Annotated in this window: 21 protein-coding genes; 7 read left to right on the top strand and 14 right to left on the bottom strand. The window is 73.5% G+C overall.

All coding sequences use genetic code 11. The features are described from left to right. The first annotated feature begins 47 nt into the window (after positions 1-47). Positions 48-662 carry a hypothetical protein gene (locus H7A69_RS12960; protein ID WP_182047373.1) on the top strand — a complete coding sequence of 205 codons (615 nt, stop codon included), beginning with the start codon at positions 48-50 and terminating at the stop codon, positions 660-662. Positions 663-695: 33 nt separating this feature from the next. Here H7A69_RS12960 and H7A69_RS12955 read toward each other — a convergent pair whose 3' ends face one another. Next, the gene (locus H7A69_RS12955; protein WP_259346227.1) at positions 696-1316 is read right to left on the bottom strand and encodes a uridine kinase; all 621 of its coding nucleotides are present in this window, start codon (positions 1314-1316) and stop codon (positions 696-698) included. 19 nt (positions 1317-1335) lie between these two features. Continuing rightward, complete coding sequence (locus H7A69_RS12950) at positions 1336-2454, bottom strand: AI-2E family transporter (RefSeq protein ID WP_182047372.1); 1119 nt, start codon at positions 2452-2454, stop codon at positions 1336-1338. Positions 2455-2586: 132 nt separating this feature from the next. On the opposite strand from H7A69_RS12950, the gene H7A69_RS12945 reads away from it, so the two are divergent. Further along, the gene (locus H7A69_RS12945; protein WP_182047371.1) at positions 2587-3882 is read left to right on the top strand and encodes an amidohydrolase family protein; all 1296 of its coding nucleotides are present in this window, start codon (positions 2587-2589) and stop codon (positions 3880-3882) included. A 185-nt stretch (positions 3883-4067) separates the two neighbouring features. Here H7A69_RS12945 and H7A69_RS12940 read toward each other — a convergent pair whose 3' ends face one another. From H7A69_RS12940 to H7A69_RS12930, 3 genes are read right to left on the bottom strand one after another with little or no spacing between them, the layout of a single operon-like run. Beyond that, the gene (locus H7A69_RS12940) at positions 4068-5054 is read right to left on the bottom strand and encodes an XdhC family protein (protein ID WP_182047370.1); all 987 of its coding nucleotides are present in this window, start codon (positions 5052-5054) and stop codon (positions 4068-4070) included. Beyond that, positions 5054-7885 (bottom strand): molybdopterin-dependent oxidoreductase, encoded by a 2832-nt coding sequence (locus tag H7A69_RS12935; protein ID WP_182047369.1) that lies wholly within the window; start codon positions 7883-7885, stop codon positions 5054-5056. Before H7A69_RS12935 ends, H7A69_RS12940 begins: the two co-directional genes overlap by 1 nt. Further along, entirely contained in the window at positions 7882-8724 is an 843-nt protein-coding gene (locus tag H7A69_RS12930; protein ID WP_182047368.1) for an FAD binding domain-containing protein, read from the bottom strand. Before H7A69_RS12930 ends, H7A69_RS12935 begins: the two co-directional genes overlap by 4 nt. Positions 8725-9037: 313 nt before the next feature. Here H7A69_RS12930 and pucL point away from each other — a divergent pair, with 313 nt between their 5' ends. After that, positions 9038-9982 (top strand): factor-independent urate hydroxylase, encoded by a 945-nt coding sequence (gene pucL / locus H7A69_RS12925; RefSeq protein ID WP_182047367.1) that lies wholly within the window; start codon positions 9038-9040, stop codon positions 9980-9982. After that, positions 9979-10584 carry an NTP transferase domain-containing protein gene (locus H7A69_RS12920; protein ID WP_259346226.1) on the top strand — a complete coding sequence of 202 codons (606 nt, stop codon included), beginning with the start codon at positions 9979-9981 and terminating at the stop codon, positions 10582-10584. Before pucL ends, H7A69_RS12920 begins: the two co-directional genes overlap by 4 nt. Positions 10585-10663: 79 nt before the next feature. On the opposite strand, the gene H7A69_RS12915 is transcribed toward H7A69_RS12920, so the two are convergent. The 5 genes from H7A69_RS12915 to H7A69_RS12895 form a co-directional block, all read right to left on the bottom strand. Next, the gene (locus H7A69_RS12915) at positions 10664-11758 is read right to left on the bottom strand and encodes an alkene reductase (RefSeq protein ID WP_182047366.1); all 1095 of its coding nucleotides are present in this window, start codon (positions 11756-11758) and stop codon (positions 10664-10666) included. A 53-nt stretch (positions 11759-11811) separates the two neighbouring features. Next, a complete protein-coding gene (locus H7A69_RS12910; RefSeq protein WP_182047365.1) occupies positions 11812-12024 on the bottom strand; it encodes a hypothetical protein in 213 nt (70 codons plus the stop codon). Between the two features lie 49 nt (positions 12025-12073). Then, a complete protein-coding gene (locus H7A69_RS12905; protein WP_069713085.1) occupies positions 12074-12520 on the bottom strand; it encodes a MarR family winged helix-turn-helix transcriptional regulator in 447 nt (148 codons plus the stop codon). A gap of 124 nt (positions 12521-12644) precedes the next feature. Beyond that, entirely contained in the window at positions 12645-15326 is a 2682-nt protein-coding gene (locus H7A69_RS12900) for an MMPL family transporter (protein ID WP_182047364.1), read from the bottom strand. 82 nt (positions 15327-15408) lie between these two features. Then, complete coding sequence (locus H7A69_RS12895; RefSeq protein WP_182047363.1) at positions 15409-16047, bottom strand: TetR/AcrR family transcriptional regulator; 639 nt, start codon at positions 16045-16047, stop codon at positions 15409-15411. A 92-nt stretch (positions 16048-16139) separates the two neighbouring features. On the opposite strand from H7A69_RS12895, the gene bla reads away from it, so the two are divergent. Together bla and H7A69_RS12885 are read left to right on the top strand one after the other, a co-directional pair. Further along, a complete protein-coding gene (gene bla / locus H7A69_RS12890; protein ID WP_259346225.1) occupies positions 16140-17099 on the top strand; it encodes a class A beta-lactamase in 960 nt (319 codons plus the stop codon). A gap of 260 nt (positions 17100-17359) precedes the next feature. Then, complete coding sequence (locus tag H7A69_RS12885) at positions 17360-19420, top strand: transglycosylase domain-containing protein (protein ID WP_259346224.1); 2061 nt, start codon at positions 17360-17362, stop codon at positions 19418-19420. A gap of 55 nt (positions 19421-19475) precedes the next feature. Here the strand turns inward: H7A69_RS12885 and H7A69_RS12880 are convergent, their stop codons facing one another. From H7A69_RS12880 to H7A69_RS12865, 4 genes are all read right to left on the bottom strand, one after another. Beyond that, positions 19476-20507 carry an ABC transporter substrate-binding protein gene (locus H7A69_RS12880; protein WP_182047361.1) on the bottom strand — a complete coding sequence of 344 codons (1032 nt, stop codon included), beginning with the start codon at positions 20505-20507 and terminating at the stop codon, positions 19476-19478. A 62-nt stretch (positions 20508-20569) separates the two neighbouring features. Continuing rightward, the gene (locus H7A69_RS12875) at positions 20570-21415 is read right to left on the bottom strand and encodes an ABC transporter ATP-binding protein (protein ID WP_182047360.1); all 846 of its coding nucleotides are present in this window, start codon (positions 21413-21415) and stop codon (positions 20570-20572) included. 54 nt (positions 21416-21469) lie between these two features. Next, positions 21470-22588, bottom strand: coding sequence for a FecCD family ABC transporter permease (locus H7A69_RS12870; protein WP_259346223.1), 1119 nt, complete (start codon positions 22586-22588; stop codon positions 21470-21472). Next, positions 22585-23664: a FecCD family ABC transporter permease gene (locus H7A69_RS12865; protein ID WP_259346222.1), complete on the bottom strand. Its 1080-nt coding sequence runs from the start codon at positions 23662-23664 to the stop codon at positions 22585-22587. The genes H7A69_RS12870 and H7A69_RS12865 overlap by 4 nt, the downstream gene beginning before the upstream one ends. Before the next feature lie 28 nt (positions 23665-23692). Between H7A69_RS12865 and H7A69_RS12860 the strand changes: the two genes are divergently transcribed. After that, positions 23693-24229 (top strand): siderophore-interacting protein (locus H7A69_RS12860; RefSeq protein ID WP_182047358.1); only part of this gene is annotated, 537 nt, incomplete at its 3' end.

Genomic DNA, 24229 nt, shown 5'->3' with positions numbered 1-24229 from the left:
CGGACTGCTCCGAGTGCCGGACGGACCGCGCCTGGTAGGACCGGAGCATGGTGATCTACGACGCCCGACCCGTCCGGACCGCGGCGCAGGTGCTGCTCGACGTCGTCGTCCTCGGCGGCATCGTGGTCGCCGTGCTCCTGGGACGCGCGGTCTCGGCGTCGATCAGTGCGCTCGCCGCCATCGGGGGACGCGTGGACGAGCAGGGGTCGGCGTTCGAACAGCAGCTCCGCCGGACCGCCGACGCCCTGGACGATGTCCCGCTCGTCGGCAGCTCCGTGAGCCGACCGCTGCGTGACGCGAGCCGGAGTGCGGGCGACATCGCGGCGGCGGGGTCGCAGCAGCAGGAGGAGACGCTGCACCTCGCGCACCTGCTCGGCACCTCGCTGGCGGTGGTGCTCGTCGTCGTGCTGGTCGCGGTCTGGCTCCGGTACCGGGGCGGCTTCATCCGCCGGGCGTCCGCGACCCGACGACTGGCGCAGCAGCCCGACGGCACGGAACTGCTCGCCGTCCGGGCGCTGACGACGCGGGACGCGGTCGGCAGGCTCGGTGCCGACGTCGTGGACCGGTGGCGGCAGCGGGACCCGGAGACGGTGCTCGCGCTGGCCGAGATCGAGCGGCGGAGCAGCGGGCTCCGCGCGACCGTCCCGTCCAGCCGTCCGTAGCCGGTGCGTCGGCGTCGAGCGCACCGGCGCGCGTCACGACGGTGACGCCGACTCCGGGCGTCGAGACCCATCTCGGACGCTGGACGCGCAGTCGACGCGGGCGTCGACGGCAGCCTGCGGACGGAACCGCTCAGCGAAGTCCAGTTCGTTCGGCAGCCAGACGTCGTGCCACAGCGCCTCGTGGTCACGTCCGAGGCGTCGGTCGCGTGCGATGCCCCGACGAGCCGCGGTCTCGAGGTCGACGTCGCACCACACGGTCATGTCGAGCGCCGGTAGCGCCTCGGGGTGGAACAAGCCGATGAGGTCCACCACCAGGATCCCTGCCCGGGGGATCGGTTCGGCCGGACCGAGCGCCCGCCGTGACCAGTCGTACCGCCGGAAGTCGCTCGGCCTGCCTGCACGGAACGGCGTGAGTACGGTGCTGACGAGACGCTCGCGGTCGACGCCGTCCCAGTCCGGGGAGCGCCGGTGCGAGCGCTCCGGGTCGAGGAAGTCGTCGCCGCGCATCCGGACGCCGTCCGGGAGCGCCGCGACGAGGCCGCGCGCGAGCGTCGACTTCCCGGAACCGCAGTACCCGGAGATGCCGATCACGAGCGGGTGGTCCGACACCGCGGCCCGCGCCCGGACGGCGTCGAGGAGGGCATCGCGATCCATCTCGTGAGCCTACGGGCACTCAGCCGACCGGCACCGTCTCGCGGCGCTTCTGACGCCAGGCCTCGGCGGGCCGGTCGTCGCCGTTCCAGACCTGCACGACGCCCCAGGCGGCGGCGATCAGGGGGACGGCGAGCAGGGCCCCGGTGACCCCGCCGAGCACGGTCCCCGCGGTCAGCCCGACCAGGATGACCAGCCCGTGCAGCCGGAGGGTCTTGCCCATCAGCACGGGTTGCAGGAAGTTGCCCTCGATCTGGTTGACGAGCACGACGATCGCCACGACGACCACCGCCTGTACCGGCCCGACCCCGACGAGGGTGACGAGTGCGGCGAGCGTCCCGGCGATCGGCGCCCCGATCATCGGGATGAACGAGGTCACGAAGGCGACGACCGCGAGCGGGATCGTGAGCGGGACGCCGAGCACGGCCAGCCCGGCGCCGATGGCGACGGCGTCGAACGCGGCCACCGCGGCGGTCCCGCGGACGTACCCGCCGAGTGTCGTCACGACGCGGTCGCCGATGCGTCGGGCGCGGTCGTAGGAGCCGCCGGTGAAGGGTCGGAGCAGGAACTCCCAGAGCGCCGGCCCGTCCTTGAGGAAGAAGAACAGGATCACGGCCATGAGCACCGCGCCGGTGACGACGTTCGTCACGGCGGAGATGCCGGCCAGCGCTCCGGCGCCGAACCGCGTACTCGTGACGAAGTCGACGACCCCGTCCACGGCGTCCTCGATCTGGCCGTCCGTGATCCGGAACGGCAGTTCGTGCAGGAGGTCCTGCACCTGCTGCAGGCCGTCGACGGCGGAGGACTGGAGCGTCGACCACTGGCTCGCGACGGCCGCGACGAGGAGCCACAGGATGCCGGCGAGCAGCGCCAGCACCGCGACGAACACGAGCGCCGTCGCGAGCACCGACGGGACCCCGTGCCGGCGGAGCCACCCGACGACCGGGTGCAGGGCCGAGGCGATGATGAGGGCGACGAGGACCGGGATCGTGACGAGTCCGACCTGCGCGACCGCGTACACGGTCCCGAGGGCGACGGTCACGACGAGGACGACCTGGAAGCAGCGCGTCGCGAGCCGTCCGAACGAGTCGGCCCAGACGCTCGTGGTGGATGCGCTGCCGGGGGAGCTGCGTCGGAACATGGTGGGGGCCTTCCGGGTCGTCGTGCGGAACACGTGACGCCGTCGGCACCCGGCCGAGGCTACCCAGGCCCGGCCGTTCGGCGTCGACCGCCCGACACAACCCGGAAACAGGACGCTGCTACAAACGCACCCATGCTGACCGTCACCGGTGCCCTGCGCGTGCTCGTCGACCCCCGGACCGAACGGGAGGGCGACGTGGTCCTCGACGACGGCAGCGACCTGGCGTCCACGCTCGACGCGTCGGGATGCGTGGTCACGCCCGGCCTGGTGAACGCGCACCACCACCTGCTGCAGACGGCGTTCCGCACCCTGCCCGGCACCCGGGGTGTGCCGATGGCCGACTGGCTGCCGACGATGGCCGCGGCGTACGGCCGGGCGGGGCACGATCCCGAGCTCTACGGACTGGCGGCGTCCGCCGGGGCCGCGGAGGGCCTCCTGTCCGGCGTCACGACGATCGCGGACCACCACCTGAACTGGCCCGCGGACGCGACGCCCGACGACACCGTCGCGCTCGCCGCGGCGACGGTCGACGCCGTCCGGGGACTCGGCGGCCGGCTCGTCCTCGTCCGCGGGTCGGCGCGGGATGACGCCGACCGCGCTGCGGCGTCGGCGGACGCGATCGCCACGGGGCTGCTGCACGAGCGGGCGGCGGGCGGGGTGGACCCCGACGGCGGACTGCAGGTGGCGGTGGGACCGGCGGGCGTGCACTCCGACGGCGAGGCGACCTTCCGGGCACTCGGCGAGGTCGCTGCACGGCACGGGCTCCGGCGTCGGACGCAGGCGAACGAGCAGGTCGACACCGCCATCGCGCTCGAGCGGTACGGCCGCCGACCGCTGGACCTGCTCGAGGAGTGGGGATGGCTGGCGCCGGACGTCACGATCGCGCACCTCTGCGACGTGACGGACGACGAGATCGGTCGGCTCGCGGCGGCCGGCGTGACCGCGACGCACGCACCCGGGTGCGACGTGCCGATGGGGTGGGGGATCGCCCCCGTCGCAGCGCTCGCGGCGGCCGGGATCCCGGTCGGACTCGGGACGAGCGGCGGGGGCAGCAACGACGCGGGGCACCTGCTCGCGGACGGCCGGCTCGCGATGCAGGTGTCGGCGCTCGTCGGGCCGCAGCTGCCCGCGCGCCAGGTGCTCGGGATGATGACCGAGGGGTCGGCCGCGGGGCTCGGACGGCCCGAGCTCGGGCACCTCGGGGAGGGGACCGCCGGCGACCTGTGCGTGTGGGACGTCTCCGGGGTGGCGGACGCGGGCGTGGCGGACCCTGTCGCGGGGCTGCTCTGGGCGTCCCCGGGCCGTCGACCGCGGCACGTGGTCGTCGGTGGGCGCGTGGTGGTGCGTGACTACCGGCTCGTGACGGGCGACGAGCGCGAGATCGCCGCCCGTCTCGGCGAGCGGCTCGCGCGCACGCCCGTGAGCTGAGCGTCAGGCGAGCACGGCGTCTCGGCGCCTCCAATGATCATACGATCGGAGCGTCCGCACACCGTCCGCGCACCCGACCGCGCCCCCGGTCCTCGGTCCCCGCCGGATCGAACCAGGATCCCGACGTCGAACGACCCGCCGCGGGCGGTTCGACGTCGGATCCGTGGTTCGGAGGGTGCCCGGCGTCAGACGCGGACCGCGCGCCGGTGGATCGGGCCGGAGCCGTCGGCGAGCGCGCCACCGGGAGCGCCCCGGCGCACCGCGACGACCTCGGCCATGATCGCGACGGCCAGCTCCGCCGGGGTCTCCGCGCCGATGTCGAGGCCGATCGGGGACCGCAGGCGCTCCAGGTCCGGCGTCCCGAGCGCGTGCAGCGCCGCGAGTCGCCGATCGTGCGTCGCCCGGGAGCCCATCGCCCCGACGTAGCCGGCGCCCCGTCGGAGCGCGAGGTCGATCACGGCGGCGTCGAACCGGTCGTCGTGCGAGAGCACCACGACGGTGGTCGACGCGTCGATCGGCAGCCCCTCGAGCACCCGTGTCGGCCACCCGACGATCCGCTCGTCCGCGGCGGGGAACCGCTCGTCCGTCAGGAACACCGGCCGCGGGTCCACCACGGTCACCGCGTGGCCGAGCACCGCCGCGGCGTTCGTGACCGCGACGGCGGACTCCACGGCACCGACCACGATGCAGCGCGGTCGGGCGTCGGCACGTTCGACGAAGACCCGGCCCCGGCAGCCGTCCGGAGCGGTGACGACCTCGCCGAGTGTGACCGGGTCGAGCGAGAGCGCGAGCGACGTCGGGACGCCCGACGCCGCCCGGCGGAGGGCGTCGACCACGGGGTCGCCGGGTGCGATCCGGCGGACGAGGACCTCGACCCGCCCTCCGCAGCGGAGTGCCGGTGCCCACACGGCGTCCGGGTCGTCCGGGTCCTCGTCGAAGCCGAACCGTTCGAGCACGGGGACGCCGTCCTCGAGGACCTGCTCGGCGGTCACGAACAACGACCCCTCGACGCAGCCGCCGGAGATCGTGCCGACGACCTGACTGCGGGGCAGGACCGCCATCGACGTGCCCACCCCGCTCGGTGCGCTGCCGGACATCGCGACGGCCGTCGCGACGACGACGGGGTCGCCGGTCTCGAGGACGGCCAGGAGGCGCGGTGCCAGTTCGAACATCACGCACCTCCGGCGTCGGTCGCGTCGGTCGTCGTCGCGTCCACTGCCGCGTCCGCTGCCGCGTCCTGCAGCATCGCCCACACGCGGTCGCGCGTCATCGGCAGGCGGTACGGGCGGACCCCGACCGCGTCCCGCACCGCGTTCGCGACGGCCGGGGCGACCGGGTTGTACGGCGCCTCGCTCATCGACTTCGCACCGAGCGGTCCGAGCGGGTCGGAGGTGACGGCGAACCGGACCTCGGTGCGCGGCACGTCCGAGATCTTCGGCACCCGGTAGGAGCGGAACGCGTCGGTGGTGACCCGGCCCTCGGCGTCGAGCACGACCTCCTCGTACAGCGTCGAACCGATCGCCTGTGCGGCGCCGCCCTCCACCTGGCCGCGGAGCTGCTCGGGGTTGAGGACCGTGCCCGCGTCCACCGCCTGGACGCTGTGGAGCACCCGGACCTCGCCCGTCGGCCGGTGCACCGCGACCCGGGCACCGTGCACCGTGAAGGCCAGGGACCGCGGGGTCCCGTCGTGGCTGCCGTGCGCGACGAGGGGGCCGTCGGCCAGGAGCTCGGCGTGCCCGACCAGCTCGCCGCCGATGCGGACGCCGTCGGGCAGCACCGCGACCGCGGGGCCGAGCGGGCCGACGGCGCTCCGCGGGGTCCGGGCGGCCACGATCGTCAGCGCGCGCGCCGTCATCTGGTCGTGCAGGTCCAGCGCCGCGGCGTACAGCGCCTTGCCCGCGACGACGACCCCGGCCGAACCGAACGCACCGGTGTCGTACCGCGCGGCGTCGGTGTCGGACTGGTGGACGTCGACCCGGTCGGGCGTGGTGCCGAGCGCCGTGGCGACGAGCTGCGTGTGCACCGTCGTGGTGCCGTTGCCGAACTCGGCCGTGCCGACGCCGATGCGGTAGCGGCCGTCCTCGGTGGCCTCGACCGAGGCGTGGGCGTGGTGCCCGCGGGGCGGCATGGTGGCGATCGCCGCGAGGGCGACGCCGGTGCCGAACGCCCAGTCCCCCGTTCCGTCGACGGCCGAGTCGTCGAGCGGCGGCCCGTCCATCGCGGGGACCTCGGGCAAGGGAGCACGGAGCGCGTCCTCGACCAGGTCGATGCACTGGTCGAGGCCGTAGCTGCCCTCCCAGCGCAGGTCGTCCTGCTCGTCCGGGTCGGTGACGACGAGCGGGTCGCCGGGGACGACGACGTTGCGCCGCCGGAACTCGAGCGGGTCGAGGCCGAGGCGTCGGGCGAGCTCGTCCATCGCGGACTCGATCGCGAACACGACCTGGCCGAGGCCGTACCCGCGGAACGCGCCCGACGGCAGGTTGTTCGTGTACACGGACTCCGCGTCCACGCGCTTGACCGGGCAGCGGTACACGGCGACCGACTCGCTCACCGAGTGGAACATGACGCCGACGCCGTGGTTGCCGTACGCGCCGGTGTCCATCGTCTGGTCGACGTGCATCGCGGTCAGTCGTCCCGACGCGTCCGCACCGAGACGGACACGGACGCGCATCGGGTGCCGCGTCGGCGCGATCGTGAACTCGTCGCGGCGGCTGAACTCGTACTGCACCGCGCGTCCGGTGCGGAGGACGGCGAGCGTGACGAGGTCCTCGGTGAGCATCTCCTGCTTGCCGCCGAACCCGCCGCCGACCCGCTTGGCGACCACGCGCACACGCGAGGGGTCGAGACCGAAGACGTGAGAGACCTCGTCGCGGACCAGGAACGGGACCTGCGTGGCGGTCCGGAGCACGAGCCTCCCGTCCCGGTCCAGCGATCCGCGGGTGGCGTGCGTCTCGAGCGCGGCGTGGGAGACGCGGCCCGTCGACCAGGTGCCCTCGACCGTCACCGCGGACGCGGCGAGGGCGGCCTCGAGGTCACCGGTCCCACCGTGCAGGGCGGCCACCACGTTCCGGCCCGGGTCGGCGATCCGGTGCTCCTCGGCGGTCTTGTCGCCGTGCAGGAGCGGTGCGCCGGGGAGCCGGGCGGCGTCGACGTCGTGCACGCTCGGCAGCACCTCGTACTCGACCCGGAGCAGGGCGCAGGCCTGCTCGGCGGTGCGGACGCTGTCGGCGACGACGGCCGCGACCCGCTGCCCGCGGAAGCGCAGCACGGTGTCGAACACCCGGGTGTCGTCGGGGTCGTCGAGCCGCGACTCGTGGCGCCCGGTCGAGAACAGCACGCCCGGGTCGTCGCGGTGGGTGAGCACGGCGTGCACCCCCGGCAGCGCCTCGGCCGCGCTCGTGTCCATCGCGGTGACGCGGGCGTGCGCGTGCGGGCTGCCGAGGACCGCGAGGTGGAGGAGCGCTTCGGTCCGCCGGACGTCGAGCGTGTACTCCTCCTGGCCCGTGGCGATGCGCATCGCCGCCGGCGCCGCGACCGACGTGCCGACGGCGTCCCCGGCGGAGGCGCACGCGGTGTTGCGCACCCCGTCCAGGGCGTCCTCGATCGCGCGGTAGCCGGTGCACCGGCAGACGTTGCCCTTGAGCGCCCGGTGCCGGTCGGCGAGCTGGTCTTCGTCGAGCGCCGAGGCGGTGACGACGTACCCGGCCGTGCAGAAGCCGCACTGGAAGCCCGGCGCCTCGGCGAACGCTCGCTGCACCGGGTGCGGGTCCTCCGGGGTGCCGAGGCCCGCGGCGGTGGTCACCGTGCGGCCCTCGAGCCGGTGCGCGGGCGTGATGCAGGAGTGCACGGGCACGCCGTCGAGCAGCACCGAGCACGCACCGCAGTCGCCTGCGTCGCAGCCCTTCTTCACCGCGGTGACGCCGTGCTCGCGGAGGAGCGTGCGGAGCACCTGTCCGGGCTGCGGGCTCGTGTCGAGCTCGGTGCCGTCGATCGTGAGCCTCATCGGGCACTCCCGTCGGCAGCGTCGGTCGCGGCGGCGGCGGCGCCGGCCGCCTCGGCGACGAGTTCGACGGCGAAGCGTCGGGACACCGCTCGCCGCCAGTCCGGGGAGCCGTGCGGGTCGTCGTACCAGTCGTCGTGGGCTGCGAGGGCGGCGTCCACCTCGGCCGTCGCCGGGATCGTGTCCCACCGCAGCACGAGTGGGCGCGGGGTCCCGCCGGTGACGACGAGCACGAAGCCGTCGGCATCCCGTCGAGCCGTGACGAGGGTCCCGGTCCGCCCGTGCGGGCTGAGCGACACCCGGCGGAAGCCGGTCGTCCCGCGGAGCGCCGCCGTGGGCACGTCGAAGGCCCGGACGACCTCGCCCGGGTTGAGTGCGGTGGTGCGCGGTCCGGTCACGAGGTCCGCGACCGGCAGTCGACGCTCCCCGCCGTCCGTCGTCCACACCACGGCGGTCGCGTCGAGGGTGACGAGCAGCGCGGTGACCGCCCCGGCCGGCAGCGCGGTGGCGACGTTGCCGCCGACGGTCGCCGCGTTCCAGACCTTGAACGACGCCAGCAGTGCGTTCACGCACCGGTCGACGAGCGGCCAGGCACGCCAGTCCGGCTCCGGTCGCACGCGCAGCAGTGCCGCGAGCGTGCAGGTGGCGCCGAGGCGCAGACCGTCGGGCGTCCGTTCCGCGTCGGGCCAGCCGAGCGTCGTCAGGTCGACGAGGCCGGTCGTGCCCGGCTGCTCCTCGGAGTACAGCCAGGTCCCGCCGGCGAGGGGCTGCTCACCGGGGGCGAGGGCGAGGTCGTCGCGGTGCGACGGTGTCCGCACGGTGCGGACGGTGACGAGGTCCATGCGAGGGTCCGATCGGGATGACGGGCGAGGGGTCGGGGGACACCTGCGGCCGTCGGCCGTGCGCGATCATCCCGCGGTTCCACGCCCCGCGAGCACGTCGGGACGCCGCTCGGGGTGCGGTCGTGCGTGCCACGGGGCCTCCTCTGTCGGATCGGATCGGATCGGGTCGGACCGGATCGGGTCGTTGCGGCAACGGTAGGGAACGGGTGTTTCAGCGTCGTTACGGGGGAGCGACGTCGGCATCACGGCCGGTGCCCGAACCCGTGACCTGATCGACGCACCACCGAAACACACGGGTGCCATCGTCGCCGTCATGGAGATCACCGAGGCCACGTCCGCCCCCACCACCACGTCCGTCCGTCTCGGCGCGAACCAGTACGGAAAGGCCGAGGTCCGGCTCGTCCGGGTCACCCGCGACACGGACCGGCACGAGATCGAGGACCTCACCGTCACGACGCAGCTCCGGGGTGCGGCGCTCGCCGAGTCGTACACCGAGGGCGACAACGCCAAGGTCGTGGCCACCGACACGCAGAAGAACACCGTGTACGCGTTCGCGAAGGAGCACGGGGTCGGCAGCCCGGAGGAGTTCCTGCTCCGCCTCGGTCGGCACTTCGCGACGGCCTTCGACTGGTACGACGGCTCGACGCTCTCGGCCGAGCAGCACGCCTGGGAGCGCATCGCCGTGGACGGGCGGGAGCACGACCACTCCTTCGTCCGATCGGGTCGGGGCACGCGGACGGCCGTCGTGCAGGTCGACGGCGACGACGTGCACGTGCTCGCCGGCGTGACCGACCTCACCGTCCTGAAGAGCACCGGCAGCGAGTTCCACGGCTTCCCCCGCGACGACTACACGACGCTCGCGGAGACGGACGACCGGATCCTCGCGACCTCGGTGACCGCGCGCTGGCGCTACACGCCCGAGGCCGTCGCCGCGGGCATCGACTACGACGCGGTGTACGCCGGCGTGCTCGACCGGATGCTCGCGACCTTCGCCGAGCTGCACTCGCTGGCGCTCCAGCAGACCCTCTTCGCGATGGGCCGCACGGCGATCGAGGCGTTCCCCGAGATCGCCGAGGTCCGCTTCTCGATGCCGAACAAGCACCACTTCCTCGTCGACCTCGCACCGTTCGGGCTCGAGAACCCCGGCGAGGTGTTCTTCGCCGCGGACCGTCCCTACGGCCTCATCTCCGGCACGGTCGTCCGCGACGGCGTCGCCGAGGCCCCGGCGGCGTGGACGTCGGTGCCCGCATTCGTGTGACCCCGGTCGCCGAGCAGGGCCGGCGCCGCGTGGTCGGCGTCGTCCTCGCCGCGGGTGCCGGCACCCGGATGGGCACCCCGAAGGCGCTCGTGCGGAGCCCGGACGGCGTGCCCTGGCCGACGCTGGCGGTGGACGCCCTGCGCGCCGGCGGCTGCGGCGAGGTCGTCGTGGTGCTCGGAGCCGCCGCCGACCGCGCACGGACGCACGTCCCGATCGCTCCCGACGTGCGGGTCGTCGTCGCCGCGGACTGGGCGGCCGGGCCGGGGGCGTCGCTCGCCGCGGGGCTGCGCGCTCTCGGCGACGCGGACACCGCCTGCATCACCCTCGTCGACCTGCCGACGCTGCCCGCCGCGGTCGTCCGGCGCGTGCTCGGACCCGGGTCGGACCGCGACGTCCTGCGGCGCGCGGTGTTCGGCGAGCGGCCGGGCCACCCCGTCCTCGTCGGTCCGGACCACCGCGCAGGGCTCCTCGCCGCGGTGACGGCCGACCCGGCCGACCGGTCCGCGGGAGCGTGGCTCGGTCGAGCGGGCGTCACCGGGGTCGACTGCGCCGACCTGTGGGACGGCACCGACCGGGACCGGCCGCACGGGGCGACCCGGTAGCAGCGGACCGGACCGGAGACGGACGGGAGGCGCGGTGCCAGCCGGCACCGCGCCTCCCGTCCGTCGCTGGTCGCGTCGACTACGCGACGCGCTCCGACACCTCGGCCATCGTCGGGTAGTCCGTGTAGCCCTCGGCCGTCGCGCCGTAGAAGAGCTCCGGGCGCGGCTCGTTGAGCTCCGCCTCCTGCTCCCAGCGCTCGGCGAGGTCCGGGTTCGCGATCGCCGCGCGGCCCACGGCCACGGCGTCGGCGAGGTCCCCGTCGAGCAGCGCGATCGCCTCGTCGAGGGTCGTCATCGACGAGAAGCCGGAGTTCGCGATGAACGGCGCGCCGGCGGTGCGGCGGACGTGCTGCACGAGGTCGCTGCCCGGCTCGGCGTGCAGGACGTCGACGAAGGCGAGCCCGAGCGGCGCGAGGCCCTCGGCGACGGCCGTGTAGGTCGCGCGGACGTCCGCGTCGTCCTCCTCCAGGACGCCCTGGATGTTGTGCTGCGGCGAGAGGCGGATGCCGACGCGGTCCGCGCCGATCGCCTCGGCGACGGCCGTGGTGACCTCGACGGCGAAGCGTGCGCGGTTCTCGGGGGAGCCGCCGTACTCGTCGGTGCGGGTGTTCGAGACGGGGGAGAGGAACTCGTGCACGAGGTACCCGTTCGCGCCGTGCACCTCGACGCCGTCGAGTCCGGCGGCGATGGCGTTGCGGGCGGCACGGGCGAAGCCCTGGACGGCCTCGCGGACCTCGTCGGTGGTGAGCTCGTGCGGCACGGGCATGTCCGCCTTCGAGCCGTCGGCGAGGTGGGTCTGGCCCGGGGCGGCGACGGCCGAGGGGCCGACGATCCGCGGGGTCTGCGAGATGTCGGTGTGCGAGACGCGACCGCCGTGCATGAGCTGCATGACGATGGTGCCGCCCCGCTCGTGCACCGCGTCGGTCACACGACGCCAGCCGGCGACCTGCTCGTCGGTCTCGATGCCGGGCTGGCCCGGGTACGAGCGGCCCTCCTGCACGGGCCAGGTGCCCTCGGTGATGATCATGCCGAGGCTCGCGCGCTGCGCGTAGTGCTCGACCAGCAGGTCGTTCGGGATGCCCTGCTCACCGGCGCGCGTCCGGGTGAGGGGTGCCATGACGATGCGGTTGCGGAGGTGGAGTGCGCCGAGGTCGGCGGCTTCGAAGAGCTTCACGTGTCCGTTCAACCACGTGTTGCGCGGGGCAATTCCCCCGGCACGGCGGATCCTCAGCGACCGGGGCACACCAGCGTGCTCGAGCGGACCTGGCCCTCGGGACGGATCACGGTGTGCTGCGAGAGCGGCTGGTGGCAGATCGGGCAGGGACGGTCGACGGTGCGGTCGTCGACGCCCTCGACGCGTCCGGCACCGATCTGCGACGGACCCATCTTCTCGATGAGCGTGCGGTTCCAGCGGTCGTACCACTTGCCGAAGCGACCCACGATCCACCCTTTCGTTCGTGCACGAACCATTCTGCCACGCCCGCCGTTGTCAGTCGAGCGTGTCGACCCGACCGAGCAGCTCGGTGAGGTCGTCCTTCAAGCGCTCGAGCCGCTCGACGGGCCACCCCAGTCGGTCGGCGACGGCGACGGGCACGGCTCGGGCGCGATCCCGGAGGGCGCGACCGGCCGTGGTGAGCGACACCTCGAGCTGGCGTTCGTCGACCGTGCTGCGCGTGCGGCGGACGTACCCGGACGCCTCCAGGCGCTTGAGCAGCGGGCTGAGCGTCGCGGAGTCGAGCCGGAGCTCCCGGGCGATCCCGCGCACCGACCGCGGGTCCTGCTCCCACAGGGCGAGCATCACGAGGTACTGCGGGTGGGTCAGGCCCATCGGCTCGAGGAGGTCGCGGTACAGGCCGACGACGCTGCGGCTCGTGGCGGCCAGGGCGAAGCAGAGCTGGCGGTCGAGGGCGAGCGGGTCGACGTCGGTCGCATCCATGCGCCCACGATACCTTCGTGCACGAACGGTCGCGACTGCGTGCCGCACGACGGCCTAGAGGCCCGGTGCCGGTCTCGTGGACCGGCACCGGGCCTCCAGGCTGGTGCGTCGTGACGCGGGTCGCCTACGCGCGGTGCGTCGGCGTGTGCCCCTCGTGCGCGTTGGCGTCCGGCTCGACGTCCGCGGCGTGCGAACCGCGGTGCGCGGCGCCGTCGTCGTGGCCGCGCGCGTCGGACGGGTGCGACCGCTCGAGCTTGGCGCCCTCGACGTCGACGTCCGGCAGGATCCGGTCGAGCCACTTCGGGATCCACCAGGCGCTCCGACCGAGCAGGTGCATGACCGCCGGGATGAGGAGCATGCGGACCACGAAGGCGTCGACGAGGACGCCGAAGGCCAGCCCGAAGCCGATCGGCTTGATGGTCGAGGACTCCGAGAAGATGAAGCCCGAGAACACCGAGATCATGATGATCGCGGCCGCCGTGACCACCGCGCGTCCCGCGTGCAGGCCTCGCTGGACCGCCACCTTCGCGCTCGCCCCGTGGGCGTACGCCTCGCGCATGCCCGACACCAGGAACAGCTGGTAGTCCATCGCGAGCCCGAACAGGATGCCGATCTCGATGATCGGCAGGAAGCTCAGGATGGGCCCCGGGTCGTGGGTGCCGAACACGGAGCTGAGCCAGCCGAACTGGTAGATCGCGGTCAGACCACCGAACGAGGCGAGGATCGAGAGGATGAAGCCCGCCGTCGCGGTGATCGGGACGAGGATCGACCGGAACACCAGGATCAGGATGATCAGCGACAGGCCGACGACCACCACGAGGTAGAGCGGCAGGACGTCCGCGAGCTTCTCGGACACGTCGATGTTCGCGCTCGCGTTGCCGGCGACGCCGAGCGTGATCCGCCCGTCGTCGCTCGACACGGTCTGCTCGCGGAGGTCCTTGACGAGCTCCTCGGTCGAGATGCTGTCCGGGCCGCCGGCGGGCTTCACCTGGAAGGCGATGATGTCGCGGTCCTTCGACGCGCCGATCGGCAGGACGGCGTCGACGTCGTCGTTCTGCACGAGCGCCTTGCCGATCGTGACCTCGGTCGCGGTGACGTCGTCCTCCGCGATCGCCTTCGGCAGGTCGGCCACCACGAGCAGGGGCCCGTTCTGACCGGCACCGAACTCGCGCTCGAGCGCCTTGTACGCCTCGTACTGCGACGAGTCGGTCGCCTCGGACGCGCCGGTCGGCAGCCCGAGGCGCATCTGCGTCGCGGGGAGCGCGATCGTCCCGAGCACGGCGACACCGGCGACGAGGGTGATCACCGCGCGCCAGGTCGACATCGGCTTGTTCGGCACCCGGATCGACCCCGTGTCGCCGATGCGCGCGCGTTCCTTCTTCCGGAGCAGGCGCATGCCGAGCAGCGACATGAGCGCCGGCGTGAACGAGGTCGCGATGAGGATGGCGAACAGGACCGCGACCGCGCCGACCGTGCCCATCAGGCCGAGGAACGGGATCCCGGTGATGTTGAGCGCGAGCAGGGCGACGATCACGGTCGCACCGGCGAACACGACGGCGTTGCCGGAGGTGCCGTTCGCGAGCCCGATCGACTCGTGCACGCCCATGCCGGCCTTCAGCTGCGTGCGGTGCCGGTTCATGATGAACAGCGAGTAGTCGATGCCGACCGCCAGGCCGAGCATCACCCCCAGCACCGGCGTGACCGAGATGAACTCGACGAGGCTCGAGAAGGACAGGGCGGCGAGCGAGGCGACGCCGACGCCGAGCACCGCGGAGAGCAGCGGGACGGCTGCACCGATCACCGTGCGGAGCATGAGGAAGAGCACGATCGCGGCGACGACGAGGCCGATGACCTCGCCGGGTCCGAGGATCGAGGGAACCCCCTGGGCGATGTCCTGCGAGACGTACACGTCGACGCCGTCGATGCCCGCGTCGTCGGCCTTGCTCGTGATGGCGTCCTTGGTCTCCGCCGGCACCTCGTTCGTCGACGTGGTGAACTGCACGGTGCCGATCGCGGCGGACTCGTTCGTCGAGACGAAGCGGATGCCCTTCGACAGTGCGAGCAGGTCGGATCCCTGCTCGAGCTCGCGCTCGCTGTCGTCGAGCTTCGTCGTGTTGGCGTCGATCTCCTGCTGGGCGGCCTGGATCTGCTGCTCACCCGAGGTGATCTGCTGCTGCTGCGCGTCGATCTGCGCCTGCGCCTGGGCGAGCTGCTGCTGGCCGGCCTGTGCCTGCGCCTGCGCCGCAGCGCTCGAGGCGGCGGCTCCGGCGGCCTGTGCCTGCGCCTGTGCCTGGGCCTTCTGCGCGTCGAGCTGCGCCTGGGCGTCCGCGATCTGCTGCTTGCCGGACTCGAGCTGGGCCTTCTGCGCGTCGAGCTGCGCCTGACCGTCCTCGATCTGCTTCCGGCCGTCGGCGATCTGCTCGCGGCCGTCGGTGATCTTCTGCCGCTGCTCGTCGAGCTGGTCCTGGGTGGCGAAGCCGTCGCGGACGTCCTTGACGCCGTCGAGGTCCTTCAGCCCGTCGAGGAACGACGTGACCTCGGTCTTCTGCGCGTCGGTGAAGGCCCCGCCGTCGGTGGTCTCGAACACGATCGACCCGTTGCCGCCGTTCGCCGACGGGAACTTGTCGGCGAGCTGGTCCTGCACCTGGCTCGTCTTGGTGTTCGGGATGGAGATCGCTGACGAGATCGTGCCGGCGAAGAGGCCGTACGTGAGGCCCGCGATGCCGATGATGACGATCCAGGCGATCACCACCGACCAGGCTCGTCGTGCGGAGAACCGTCCGAGACGGTAGAGGAGACCGGCCATTGCGGGTGCCCCGTCCTTTCGTGGGTGGTGCTGGTGCGGTGCGGGGTGCGCCGGTGGACCCCGCGGGAGAGCGTCGGTGGTGTCAGTGGGACGGCATGTAGCCGGAGCGGACGCTGTGCACGAGCCGACCGAGCAGGTCGTCCCACGCGCGTAGTGCGTCCGGGGTGAGGTCGGGTCCGTCGTGCGTGAGCCAGTGGTCGGCGATGACGACGATGCCGCTCATGAGGGAGTCGACGAGCAGCGCGGTGTCGAGCGGGTCGGCACCGGGGTGACGCCGGGCGACCTCGTCGCGGAGTCGGTCGGTGACCCGGGAGAACGCCGTCTGGGTGAGCACGGCGGCCTTCGGGTCCTCCTTGCCCGGCTCGCCGATGATCCGGTACATGCCGGAGATCGCCGGGGCCAGGTCGGCCCCGCGCGCCGCGGACTCGAGTTCCTCGAACATCGACGCCCGGCTGCCGTCGCCGACGGGCGTGCGTGCCATGTCGGCCAGGAACCGGTCGATGATGACGGACAGCTCCTGCTCGCACACGGCCAGCAGGACCTCGTCGAGGGACGCGAAGTGGTTGAAGACCGTCCGCCGGGCGATGTCCGCGCGGGCGGCGAGGTCGTCGACGCTGAACCCGCGTCCTCCGCGGTCGTCGATGAGGTCGCGGGCGGCCTGCAGGATCGCCGCGCGGTGCTTCGCCTTGAGGGCGGTGCGGCGGTCGGTCGTGGTGGTCACGTCTGACAACACTAGGTGCATCGATGCACTCGGTGCACCTTCTTCGAGAGCATCCTCAGGTTCGTCCCCCGGCGGTCCGGCATGCTGGCGGCGTGCGGACGACGAGGACGGTCCTGGCGGCGATCGCAGTGTCGACGACGCTCGTGCTGGCCGGCTGCAGCGCCGGCGGGCCCGGGGACGCACCGAGCACCGACCGGGCGAGCGCCGCGGCGACGGCCGAGGGGAGCCCGACCCCGGCAGCCCCGACGACTGACGTTCCGACCACCGACGCCGCGACGACCCGCGCCTTCGCGGCCCTCGAACAGCGGTCCGAGGCGCGCCTCGGCGTCGTGGCGGTCGACACCGCCGACGGCAGCTCGATCGGGTACCGCGCCGACGAGCGGTTCGCGTTCGCGTCGACGAACAAGGCGTTCATCGCGGCCGCGGTGCTCGACGCCACGAGCGCCGCGGGACTCGACGAGGTCGTGCACTACGGCCGCGACGACCTGCTCGAGTACGCCCCGGTCACGAGTCGGCACGTCGACGAGGGCATGACGGTCCGAGCACTCGTCGACGCCGCTGTGCGGGAGAGCGACAACACCGCGGCGAACCTGCTCGTCGAACGGTCGGGCGGTGTGGACGGGGTCTCGCGGTGGCTCCGCGGCATCGGCGACGACGTGACCCGCGTCGACCGGGTCGAGCCGGAGCTCAACACCGCGGTGCCGGGCGACGAGCGCGACACGACGACGCCCGCTCGGTCGGCGGCGGACCTGCGCGCCGTCCTCGTCGGCGACGCGCTCGACGCCGACGACCGTGCGCTCCTGCTGTCGTCGATGGCGGGCACGACCACCGGCGACGGCACGATCCGGGCCGGGGTCCCCGGCGGGTGGTCCGTCGCGGACAAGACCGGCACCGCCTCGTACGGCGTGCGGAACGACATCGCCGTCGTGCGGCCGGCGGGACGCGACCCGATCGTGCTCGTGGTGTTCACGTCGCACGACCGCGCGGCCGCCGAGCCCTCGGACGCCCTCGTCGCGGCGGCGACCCGGGTGGCGCTCGAGCGGCTGGGCTAGTCGTACCGCCGGGCACCGCCGGGTACCACCGGGCACCGCCGGGTGCCCCGACGGTCAGCCCACGGTCACGACCCGGTCACGAGTCGGTCACGGGGCGGTGACGACGGCAGCTGCGTCGGTAACGATCCGTGCCGACTCGGTCGTCTCCCAGCCAGCACGCCGGTCCTCCCCGGGGAACCCCGGGCGGACGCCCGAGGAGCGTTGGGAGGGTCGCCGGGACGCCGCCGGATGACCGGGGGCGCGACGACGAGGGGGACGACATGGCGATGCGACGGGTGACGGGGGCCACACTCGGCTTCGTGGGCGGCAGCGTGCTCGCCGGACTGCTGGTGGGGGTCGGGGTGACCCCGGTGCTCGCGGTCGCCGGCGTGGGGACGACGTCGGCGATCGACGTCTTCGACTCGATGCCGGAGTACATCGAGATCGGCGACCTGCCCGAGCGGAACGAGATCTGGGCGTACCAGGGGGGCCAGCCGGTGCACCTGGTCGACGTGTGGGACCAGAACCGGCAGGAGCTGACGCTCGACCAGATCAGCGACACGCTCGAGCACGCCGCGATCGACGGCGAGGACAAGCGCTTCCGCGAGACCGGCGGCGTCGACGCGACGAGCCTCGTGCGGTCGGTCGCGAGCGTCATCGCCTCGGGCGGGAAGGGCGGCTCGGGCGGCTCGACGATCACGATGCAGCTCGTGCGGAACATCAAGATCCAACGGGCGAGCGAGCTCCCCACCGCGGAGGAGCGCGACGCCGGCTACCGCGAGGCGATCCGGAAGAGCCCGGACCGGAAGCTCGCGGAGATCAAGCTCGCCATCGGACTCGCGAAGGCGTACTCGAAGGACGAGATCCTGGCGGCGTACCTGAACATCGCGTACTTCGGCGACCAGACCTACGGCGTGCAGGCCGCCTCGCAGCGCTACTACGGCAAGGATGCCACCGACCTGAGCCCCGCCGAGGCCGCGTCCCTCGTCGCCATCGTGCAGTGGCCGGAGCGGCGTGACCTGTCGACGCCCGCGCACCACGCCGACAACCAGGCCCGCCGGGACGTCATCCTCCGCTCGATGCACGAGCAGGGTCACCTCAGCGATGCGGACCTCGCGTCGGCGCTCGCGTCCCGACCCGCCGACTACGTCCGGCTCACCGCGCCGCAGCAGGGCTGCGAGTCGGCGGTCCGCGGCGCCGAGTTCGCCTGTGCGTACGCCGAGCAGGTCGCCCGGGACCTGCCCCAGCTCGGCGCCGACCCCGACGCACGCGCTGCCGCGTGGCGGACGGGCGGGTACCGGGTGCAGACGACGCTCGACCTCGACCTGAACACGCAGCAGCGGGAGCTGCTCGACCGGAGCGACCCCGCCACGGAGAGCCGGCTCGCCCTCGGTGCGACGCTGAACACCGTCGAGGCGGGTACCGGCCGGGTGCTCACCATGGCCCAGAACAAGGACTACGACCGCTCCGCCGCGGCCCCGGCGACGGCCACCTCGCTCAACTACGCGACGGACGAGTCGAACGGCGGGTCGACGGGGTTCCAGGTCGGGTCGACCTACAAGATGTTCACCCTGCTGCAGTGGCTCGAGTCGGGCCGGAGCGCGGACGCGGTCGTCGACGGCACGAGGAAGGCACGCAGCACGTGGACGCAGTGCGGGGAGCGGATCACGCTCGACGAAGCGTACGACCCGAAGAACGACTCGCCGGGCCAGACCGGTCCGTACTCGGTGCGCTCGGCGACGGCGCAGTCGGTGAACGCGGCCTACGCGGACATGGCGTCGCAGCTCGACCTCTGCGACATCCGCGACACCGCAGCCCGACTGGGGGTGCACCCGGCGACGGGCGGCGAGCTACCCGCCAACCCGGCGGCGATCCTCGGCACGACGAGCATCGCACCGCTGACGATGGCGGCCGCCTACGCCGGGATCGCGAACGGCGGTGTGTACTGCGCGCCCGTCGTCGTCGACCAGCTGACGGGTCCGGACGGCACCGCGCTCGGCGGGCAGCCCCGGTCCTGCACGCAGGCGGTGTCGGCACCCGTCGCCGCGCAGGCCGTCGCGGTCATGCAGGGGGCGTTCCGCGGCGGGACGGCGACCGGCGGGCAGACCCTCGACGGCGCCACGCTGTTCGGCAAGACCGGCACGACCGACGCGGCCGACCAGGTCTGGCTCGTGGGCGGGACGTCGCGGGCGGTCACCGCGTACTGGCAGGGCAACACGGACGGTGGGAAGACGAACCTCCGGTACCTGGGCAGCGGCCAGGGCGGCACGTACGCCGGGTCGCGTGCCGACGTCTGGCGGCAGGCGCAGACGGCGGTGAACGCGGCGCTGCCGGTCGGCTGACGGACGGGAGGCGCGGTGCCAGCTGGCACCGCGCCTCCCGTCCGTCCTCGGATCGCTACGAGACCTTCTTGCTGTCCTCGAGCCAGCCGGCGAGCTTCGTCATGTAGTCGGCCTGCGACGCGTAGTCGAGCGCCGGGAAGGTCCAGCTGTGGACCTGACCCGCATCGAGCGCCGGGTTGTCGGCGAACGTCGGCTGCTTCTCGAGCTCCGCGACCTGGTAGCCCTGCTGCGAGAGCAGGAGGACGTCACCGGTGATCTGACCCGCGTTCTCCCACGAGTAGATGCCCCAGTAGAAGCCCTTCGGCTTCGGCTGGACGAAGTCGACCCCGAAGGACGAGTACATCTGCAGGGTCGGCTCGTCGGCCGGACGGGTCACGTACGCGCCGGAGCCGTCCGCGTACATCGAGACGACGGACACGTCGCTCCGCTTCGCGGCCTGCTCGAGGGTGTCCTCGGCCTCGTCGAAGCGCTGCTCGGCGGCCTCGACCTTCGACTCCGGGGCACCGAGGGACTCGGCGAGGTCGGCGATCTCCTCGATCACGTCCTCGCCCTTGCCGCCCCACTCGACCTGCACGACGGGCGCGATCGCCTGGATCTGCCGCTCCTGCTCCTTGTCCTTGAAGCCGTAGCCGGGCTGGGTGTCGTCGAGGGTGCCCTGCTCGTCCTTCGGGTACACCGACGTGACGACGAGGTCGGGCTTGAGCGCCGCGAGTTCCTCGAGGTCGATGTCGCCGTACGCCTCGCCGAGCTGCGTGATGCCGTCGGTGTCGAGCCCCTCGAACCGGGCGTCCTTCGCCATGGTCAGCTGTCCGAAGGTGCCGACCGGTCGCAGGCCGTACTCGATGAACGAGATGGCGAGGTCGTTGAGGACGACGACGCGCTTCGGCGTGCTGTCCAGCTCGACCTTCTTGCCGGTGGCGTCCTCGTAGGACCAGGGTCCTGCGGCGGCCGAGCTGGTGCCGGCGCCGTCTCCGGTCCGGGCGTCGTCGGAGCCGTTCGCTCCGGAGCAACCGGTGAGGAGGAGGGCCGAGACGGCCACGGAGGTCACGAGGGCGGCGCGCAGGGAGCCGCGGCGGGGGATCTTCACGTTAGGAGAGCCTAACCTAAGTCTGTGTGTTCGACCAGCCCCGGCGTCGGCAGCCTTCGGACTCAGTCGTGCTCGTCGGCCTCGGGCACGATCATCGGCGCACCCGTCACGGGGTCCGCGACCACCCGGGCGTGCAGCCCGAACGCGGTCGCGAGCAGCGCCGGCGTCAGGACCTCGTGCGGCGTGCCGTCCGCGACCACGCTGCCGTCGTGCAGGACCACGAGCCGGTCGGAGTACCGCGCCGCGAGCGACAGGTCGTGGAGCACCATGACGACCGTCGACCCCTGCTCGCGGTTGAGCCGCCGGACCAGGCGGAGCACGTCGAGCTGGTGCGCGAGGTCGAGGTAGGTGGTCGGCTCGTCGAGCAGCAGGGTCTCGGCCTGCTGCGCCACGACGAGGGCGATCCAGGCGCGCTGCCGCTGACCGCCGGACAGGCTCGCGACGTCGCGGTGGGCGACGGCCGTCAGACCGGTCGCCGCGATGGCCTGCTCGGCGACGTCGGCGTCCTCGGCGGTCCACGGCTTCGCCCACGACTGGTGCGGGTTCCGCCCGCGCATCACCAGGTCGAGCACGCTCGTGCCCGCCGGGGCGACGGGCGTCTGCGGCAGGATCGCGAGGCGACGCGCGACGGCGCGGTTCGGCTCCCTGCGGATGGGGACGCCGTCGAGCAGGACCTCGCCGGCCTGTGGCCTGAGGACACGGCCGAAGGCCTTGAGGAGCGTCGACTTGCCGCACCCGTTCGCCCCGAGGAACGTCGTCACGCTGCCGCGCTCGATGCGCAGGTCCAGGTCGCGGAGGACCGGCTCGCGGTCGTAGCCGACGGAGAGGCCGCGGGCCTCGAGGACGGGAGGCACCGTGCCGGACGCGTCGTCGCCGGCGGTCCGGCGGGTGGTCGCGGTGGCGGTCATCGGGACGTCTCCTTCGCGGTGGCGGTCATCGGGACGTCTCCTTCGCGGTGGCGGTCATCGGGACATCTCCTTGCGGTGGCGGACGAGGAGCCAGATCAGGTACGGGGCGCCGACGACCGTGGTCACGATCCCGACGGGGACCTGCCAGGGGAAGGCCGAGCGGGCGAGCAGGTCCGCGACCAGGACGAGGACCGTCCCGAGGGCGCCGGCGAGCAGCAGCGGCGGCCGGTTCGTCCCGGCCAGGCGCAGGGCGACCTGCGGGACGACGAAGGCGACGAAGCCGATCGGACCGGCGGCCGCGACGGCGGCGGCGGTGAGCACGACGGCGAGGGCGATGACGAGCAGCCGGTGCCGCTGGACGCCGAGGCCGACACCCGTCGCGACCTCGTCGCCGAGCTGGCCGATGCCGAGCGCGACGCTCGTGGCGAGGGCGATCGGGACGCAGACGGCGGCGACCACGACCAGCGGCCACACGGTCGACCACGACGTGCTCGACAGGCTGCCGACGAGCCACTGCGACGCCGCGGTCGCCACGGTGATCTTCGCGCGGACGAGCAGGTAGCTCGTGACGGCGTCGAGCGTCGCGCTCACGCCGATGCCGACGAGGACGAGCCGGTAGCTCTGCACGCCGCCGCGCCACCCGAGGCCGTACACGGCGGCCGCGGCGACGAGGGCGCCGATGGTCGCGGCGACCGGGATGCCGCCGCTCAGCACGGCCGACGAGACCGAGTACGTGCCGCCACCGACCACGATCGCGGCGACGGCACCGACGCTCGCGCCCGAGGTGACGCCGATGATGTCCGGGGTGCCGAGCGGGTTCCGGGTGACGGTCTGGGTCAGCGCCCCGGCGGTGCCGAGCACCAGGCCGACGAGGGCGCCGGTGAGGACCCGGGGGAGTCGCAGCGTCGTGACGATGAAGCCGTCGGGTCCGCCCTCGGCGCCGACGAGCGCGCGCACGACGGTCCCGGGCGCGATCCAGGTGCTGCCGACGGCGACGCCGAGCACCACGAGGACCAGCGCGAGGGCGACCGCCCCGACGGTGTACCCGAGCACGCGGGGGCGCCAGGCCAGGCCGATCGGACCGAGACGGACCCCGCGGCGTCCGGGAGCGGTGTGGTCGGGTGCCGCGTCGCGCTGCCCCGCCGTGCGCGGGGTGCCGGTCGCCGCGCTCACAGGGACACCAGCGATCGACGGCGGGCGACGGCGACGAAGACCGGGCCGCCGAGCACGGCGAGCACGATGCCGACCTCGACCTCGGAGAACCCGCCGACGAGCCGTCCGACCACGTCGGCCACGAGCACGAGGGCGGCGCCCACCAGCGCCGACACGGGGAGGGTCCAGCGGTGGCCCGTCCCGACCAGGGCCCGGGCGACGTGCGGCACGGTCAGGCCGACGAAGCCGATCGGGCCGGCGGCCGCGGTGGCGCCGGCCGCCAGGAGCGTGATGCCGCCGAGGCCGACGAGCCGCGCGACGAGCACGTTCTCGCCGAGCCCCCGTGCGAGCTCCGCGCCGAGCCCCAGCGCGTCGAGCGCCCGGACGTTCCACACCGCCAGCACGGCACCGACGAGCAGGAAGGGGGCGGCCGCGACGAGGACGTCGAGCTGCCGGGCCGCGAGCGAGCCGACGACCCACAGGCGGTAGGCGTCGAGGGAGTCCTGGTCGGTCAGCACGATGAACGACGTCACGGCACCGAGGAGCGCGGACACCGCCGCGCCGGCCAGGGCGAGCGGCACCGGGCTCGCGGTCCCGCTGCCGGCCACCGTGACGGAGAAGACGACGACGCTCGCGACGACCGCGCCGGCCAGGGCGAACCAGACCGTCGCACCGGTGCTCGTCACGCCGAAGACGTACACGCCGAGCACGACGGCCAGCCCGGCGCCCGAGGAGACCCCGAACAGGCCGGGGTCGGCGAGCGGGTTCCGCGTGTGCCCCTGCATGAGCAGCCCCGCGATCCCGAGCGCCGCACCCACCGCCGCTCCGATGAGCGTGCGCGGGATGCGCGATCCCCAGACCACGGCCTCGGCGGTGCTCGACCCCGTCCGGGTCAGCCCCGCGACCACCTGGTCCACGCCGAGGCGGTTGCTGCCGAACAGCATGCTCGCGACCGCGGCGGCGACCAGTGCGACCACCAGGACCGCGACGACCAGCAGGCGACGGCGGACCGCGGTCCGGTGCACGCCGTCGGCACGCGGGGCGGTGTCGGTCCGGGCGGCCCATGCGGGCGTCAGGACGGGTTCGGGGAGTGGCACGGAAGCCATATTAGGTTAGCCTTCCCTCATGGCGAAGATCCCGCGGCTCATGCCCGAGGCGCCCCGGCTGTTCCGTGCCCGGGTGCTCCGCTCCGTGCGGCACAGCCCGTCGATCCAGCGCGTGACCGTCACCGGGGCCGACCTGCACGAGTTCCCGTTCCTCGGGTTCGACCACTGGTTCCGCCTGTTCCTCCCGCGTCCCGACCAGGACGGCTTCCGCATGCCGGAGCTCGACGGCCGTCGCTGGTGGCCCTCGTTCCTCGCGATCCCCGAGGACGTCCGGCCGCACTGCGCGAACTACACCGTCGCCGCCTTCCGTCCCGAGGTCGGTGAACTCGACGTCGACTTCGTCGTGCACTGCGGCTCCGACGGCGAGCCCGAGGGCCGTGCGGCGATCTGGGCGTGCGGCGCCCGGCCCGGCGACCAGCTCGCGATGCTCGACCAGGGCTGCATCTTCGACTGCCCCGACGACGTCAGCGAGGTCGTCGTCGTCGCCGAGGAGAGCGGGCTCCCCGGCGTCGTGGGGATCGCCGCATCGCTCCCGCGGGACGCCGTCGGCCGGATC

The sequence above is a fragment of the Curtobacterium sp. ME26 genome, from assembly GCF_903970945.1.
In the GTDB taxonomy this organism is placed as follows: domain Bacteria; phylum Actinomycetota; class Actinomycetes; order Actinomycetales; family Microbacteriaceae; genus Curtobacterium; species Curtobacterium citri.
The sequence above is the reverse complement of the archived record's forward strand: the minus strand, read 5'-3'. Positions and strand labels throughout refer to the sequence as shown.

Bases quoted from the DNA above. Each gene is read 5' to 3' on its own strand.
- H7A69_RS12960 (WP_182047373.1), top strand. From the start codon at position 48: ATGGTGATCTACGACGCCCGACCCGTCCGGACCGCGGCGCAGGTGCTG.
- H7A69_RS12955 (WP_259346227.1), bottom strand. From the start codon at position 1,316: ATGGATCGCGATGCCCTCCTCGACGCCGTCCGGGCGCGGGCCGCGGTG.
- H7A69_RS12950 (WP_182047372.1), bottom strand. From the start codon at position 2,454: ATGTTCCGACGCAGCTCCCCCGGCAGCGCATCCACCACGAGCGTCTGG.
- H7A69_RS12945 (WP_182047371.1), top strand. From the start codon at position 2,587: ATGCTGACCGTCACCGGTGCCCTGCGCGTGCTCGTCGACCCCCGGACC.
- H7A69_RS12940 (WP_182047370.1), bottom strand. From the start codon at position 5,054: ATGTTCGAACTGGCACCGCGCCTCCTGGCCGTCCTCGAGACCGGCGAC.
- H7A69_RS12935 (WP_182047369.1), bottom strand. From the start codon at position 7,885: ATGAGGCTCACGATCGACGGCACCGAGCTCGACACGAGCCCGCAGCCC.
- H7A69_RS12930 (WP_182047368.1), bottom strand. From the start codon at position 8,724: ATGGACCTCGTCACCGTCCGCACCGTGCGGACACCGTCGCACCGCGAC.
- pucL (WP_182047367.1), top strand. From the start codon at position 9,038: ATGGAGATCACCGAGGCCACGTCCGCCCCCACCACCACGTCCGTCCGT.
- H7A69_RS12905 (WP_069713085.1), bottom strand. From the start codon at position 12,520: ATGGATGCGACCGACGTCGACCCGCTCGCCCTCGACCGCCAGCTCTGC.
- H7A69_RS12900 (WP_182047364.1), bottom strand. From the start codon at position 15,326: ATGGCCGGTCTCCTCTACCGTCTCGGACGGTTCTCCGCACGACGAGCC.
- H7A69_RS12885 (WP_259346224.1), top strand. From the start codon at position 17,360: ATGGCGATGCGACGGGTGACGGGGGCCACACTCGGCTTCGTGGGCGGC.
- H7A69_RS12875 (WP_182047360.1), bottom strand. From the start codon at position 21,415: ATGACCGCCACCGCGACCACCCGCCGGACCGCCGGCGACGACGCGTCC.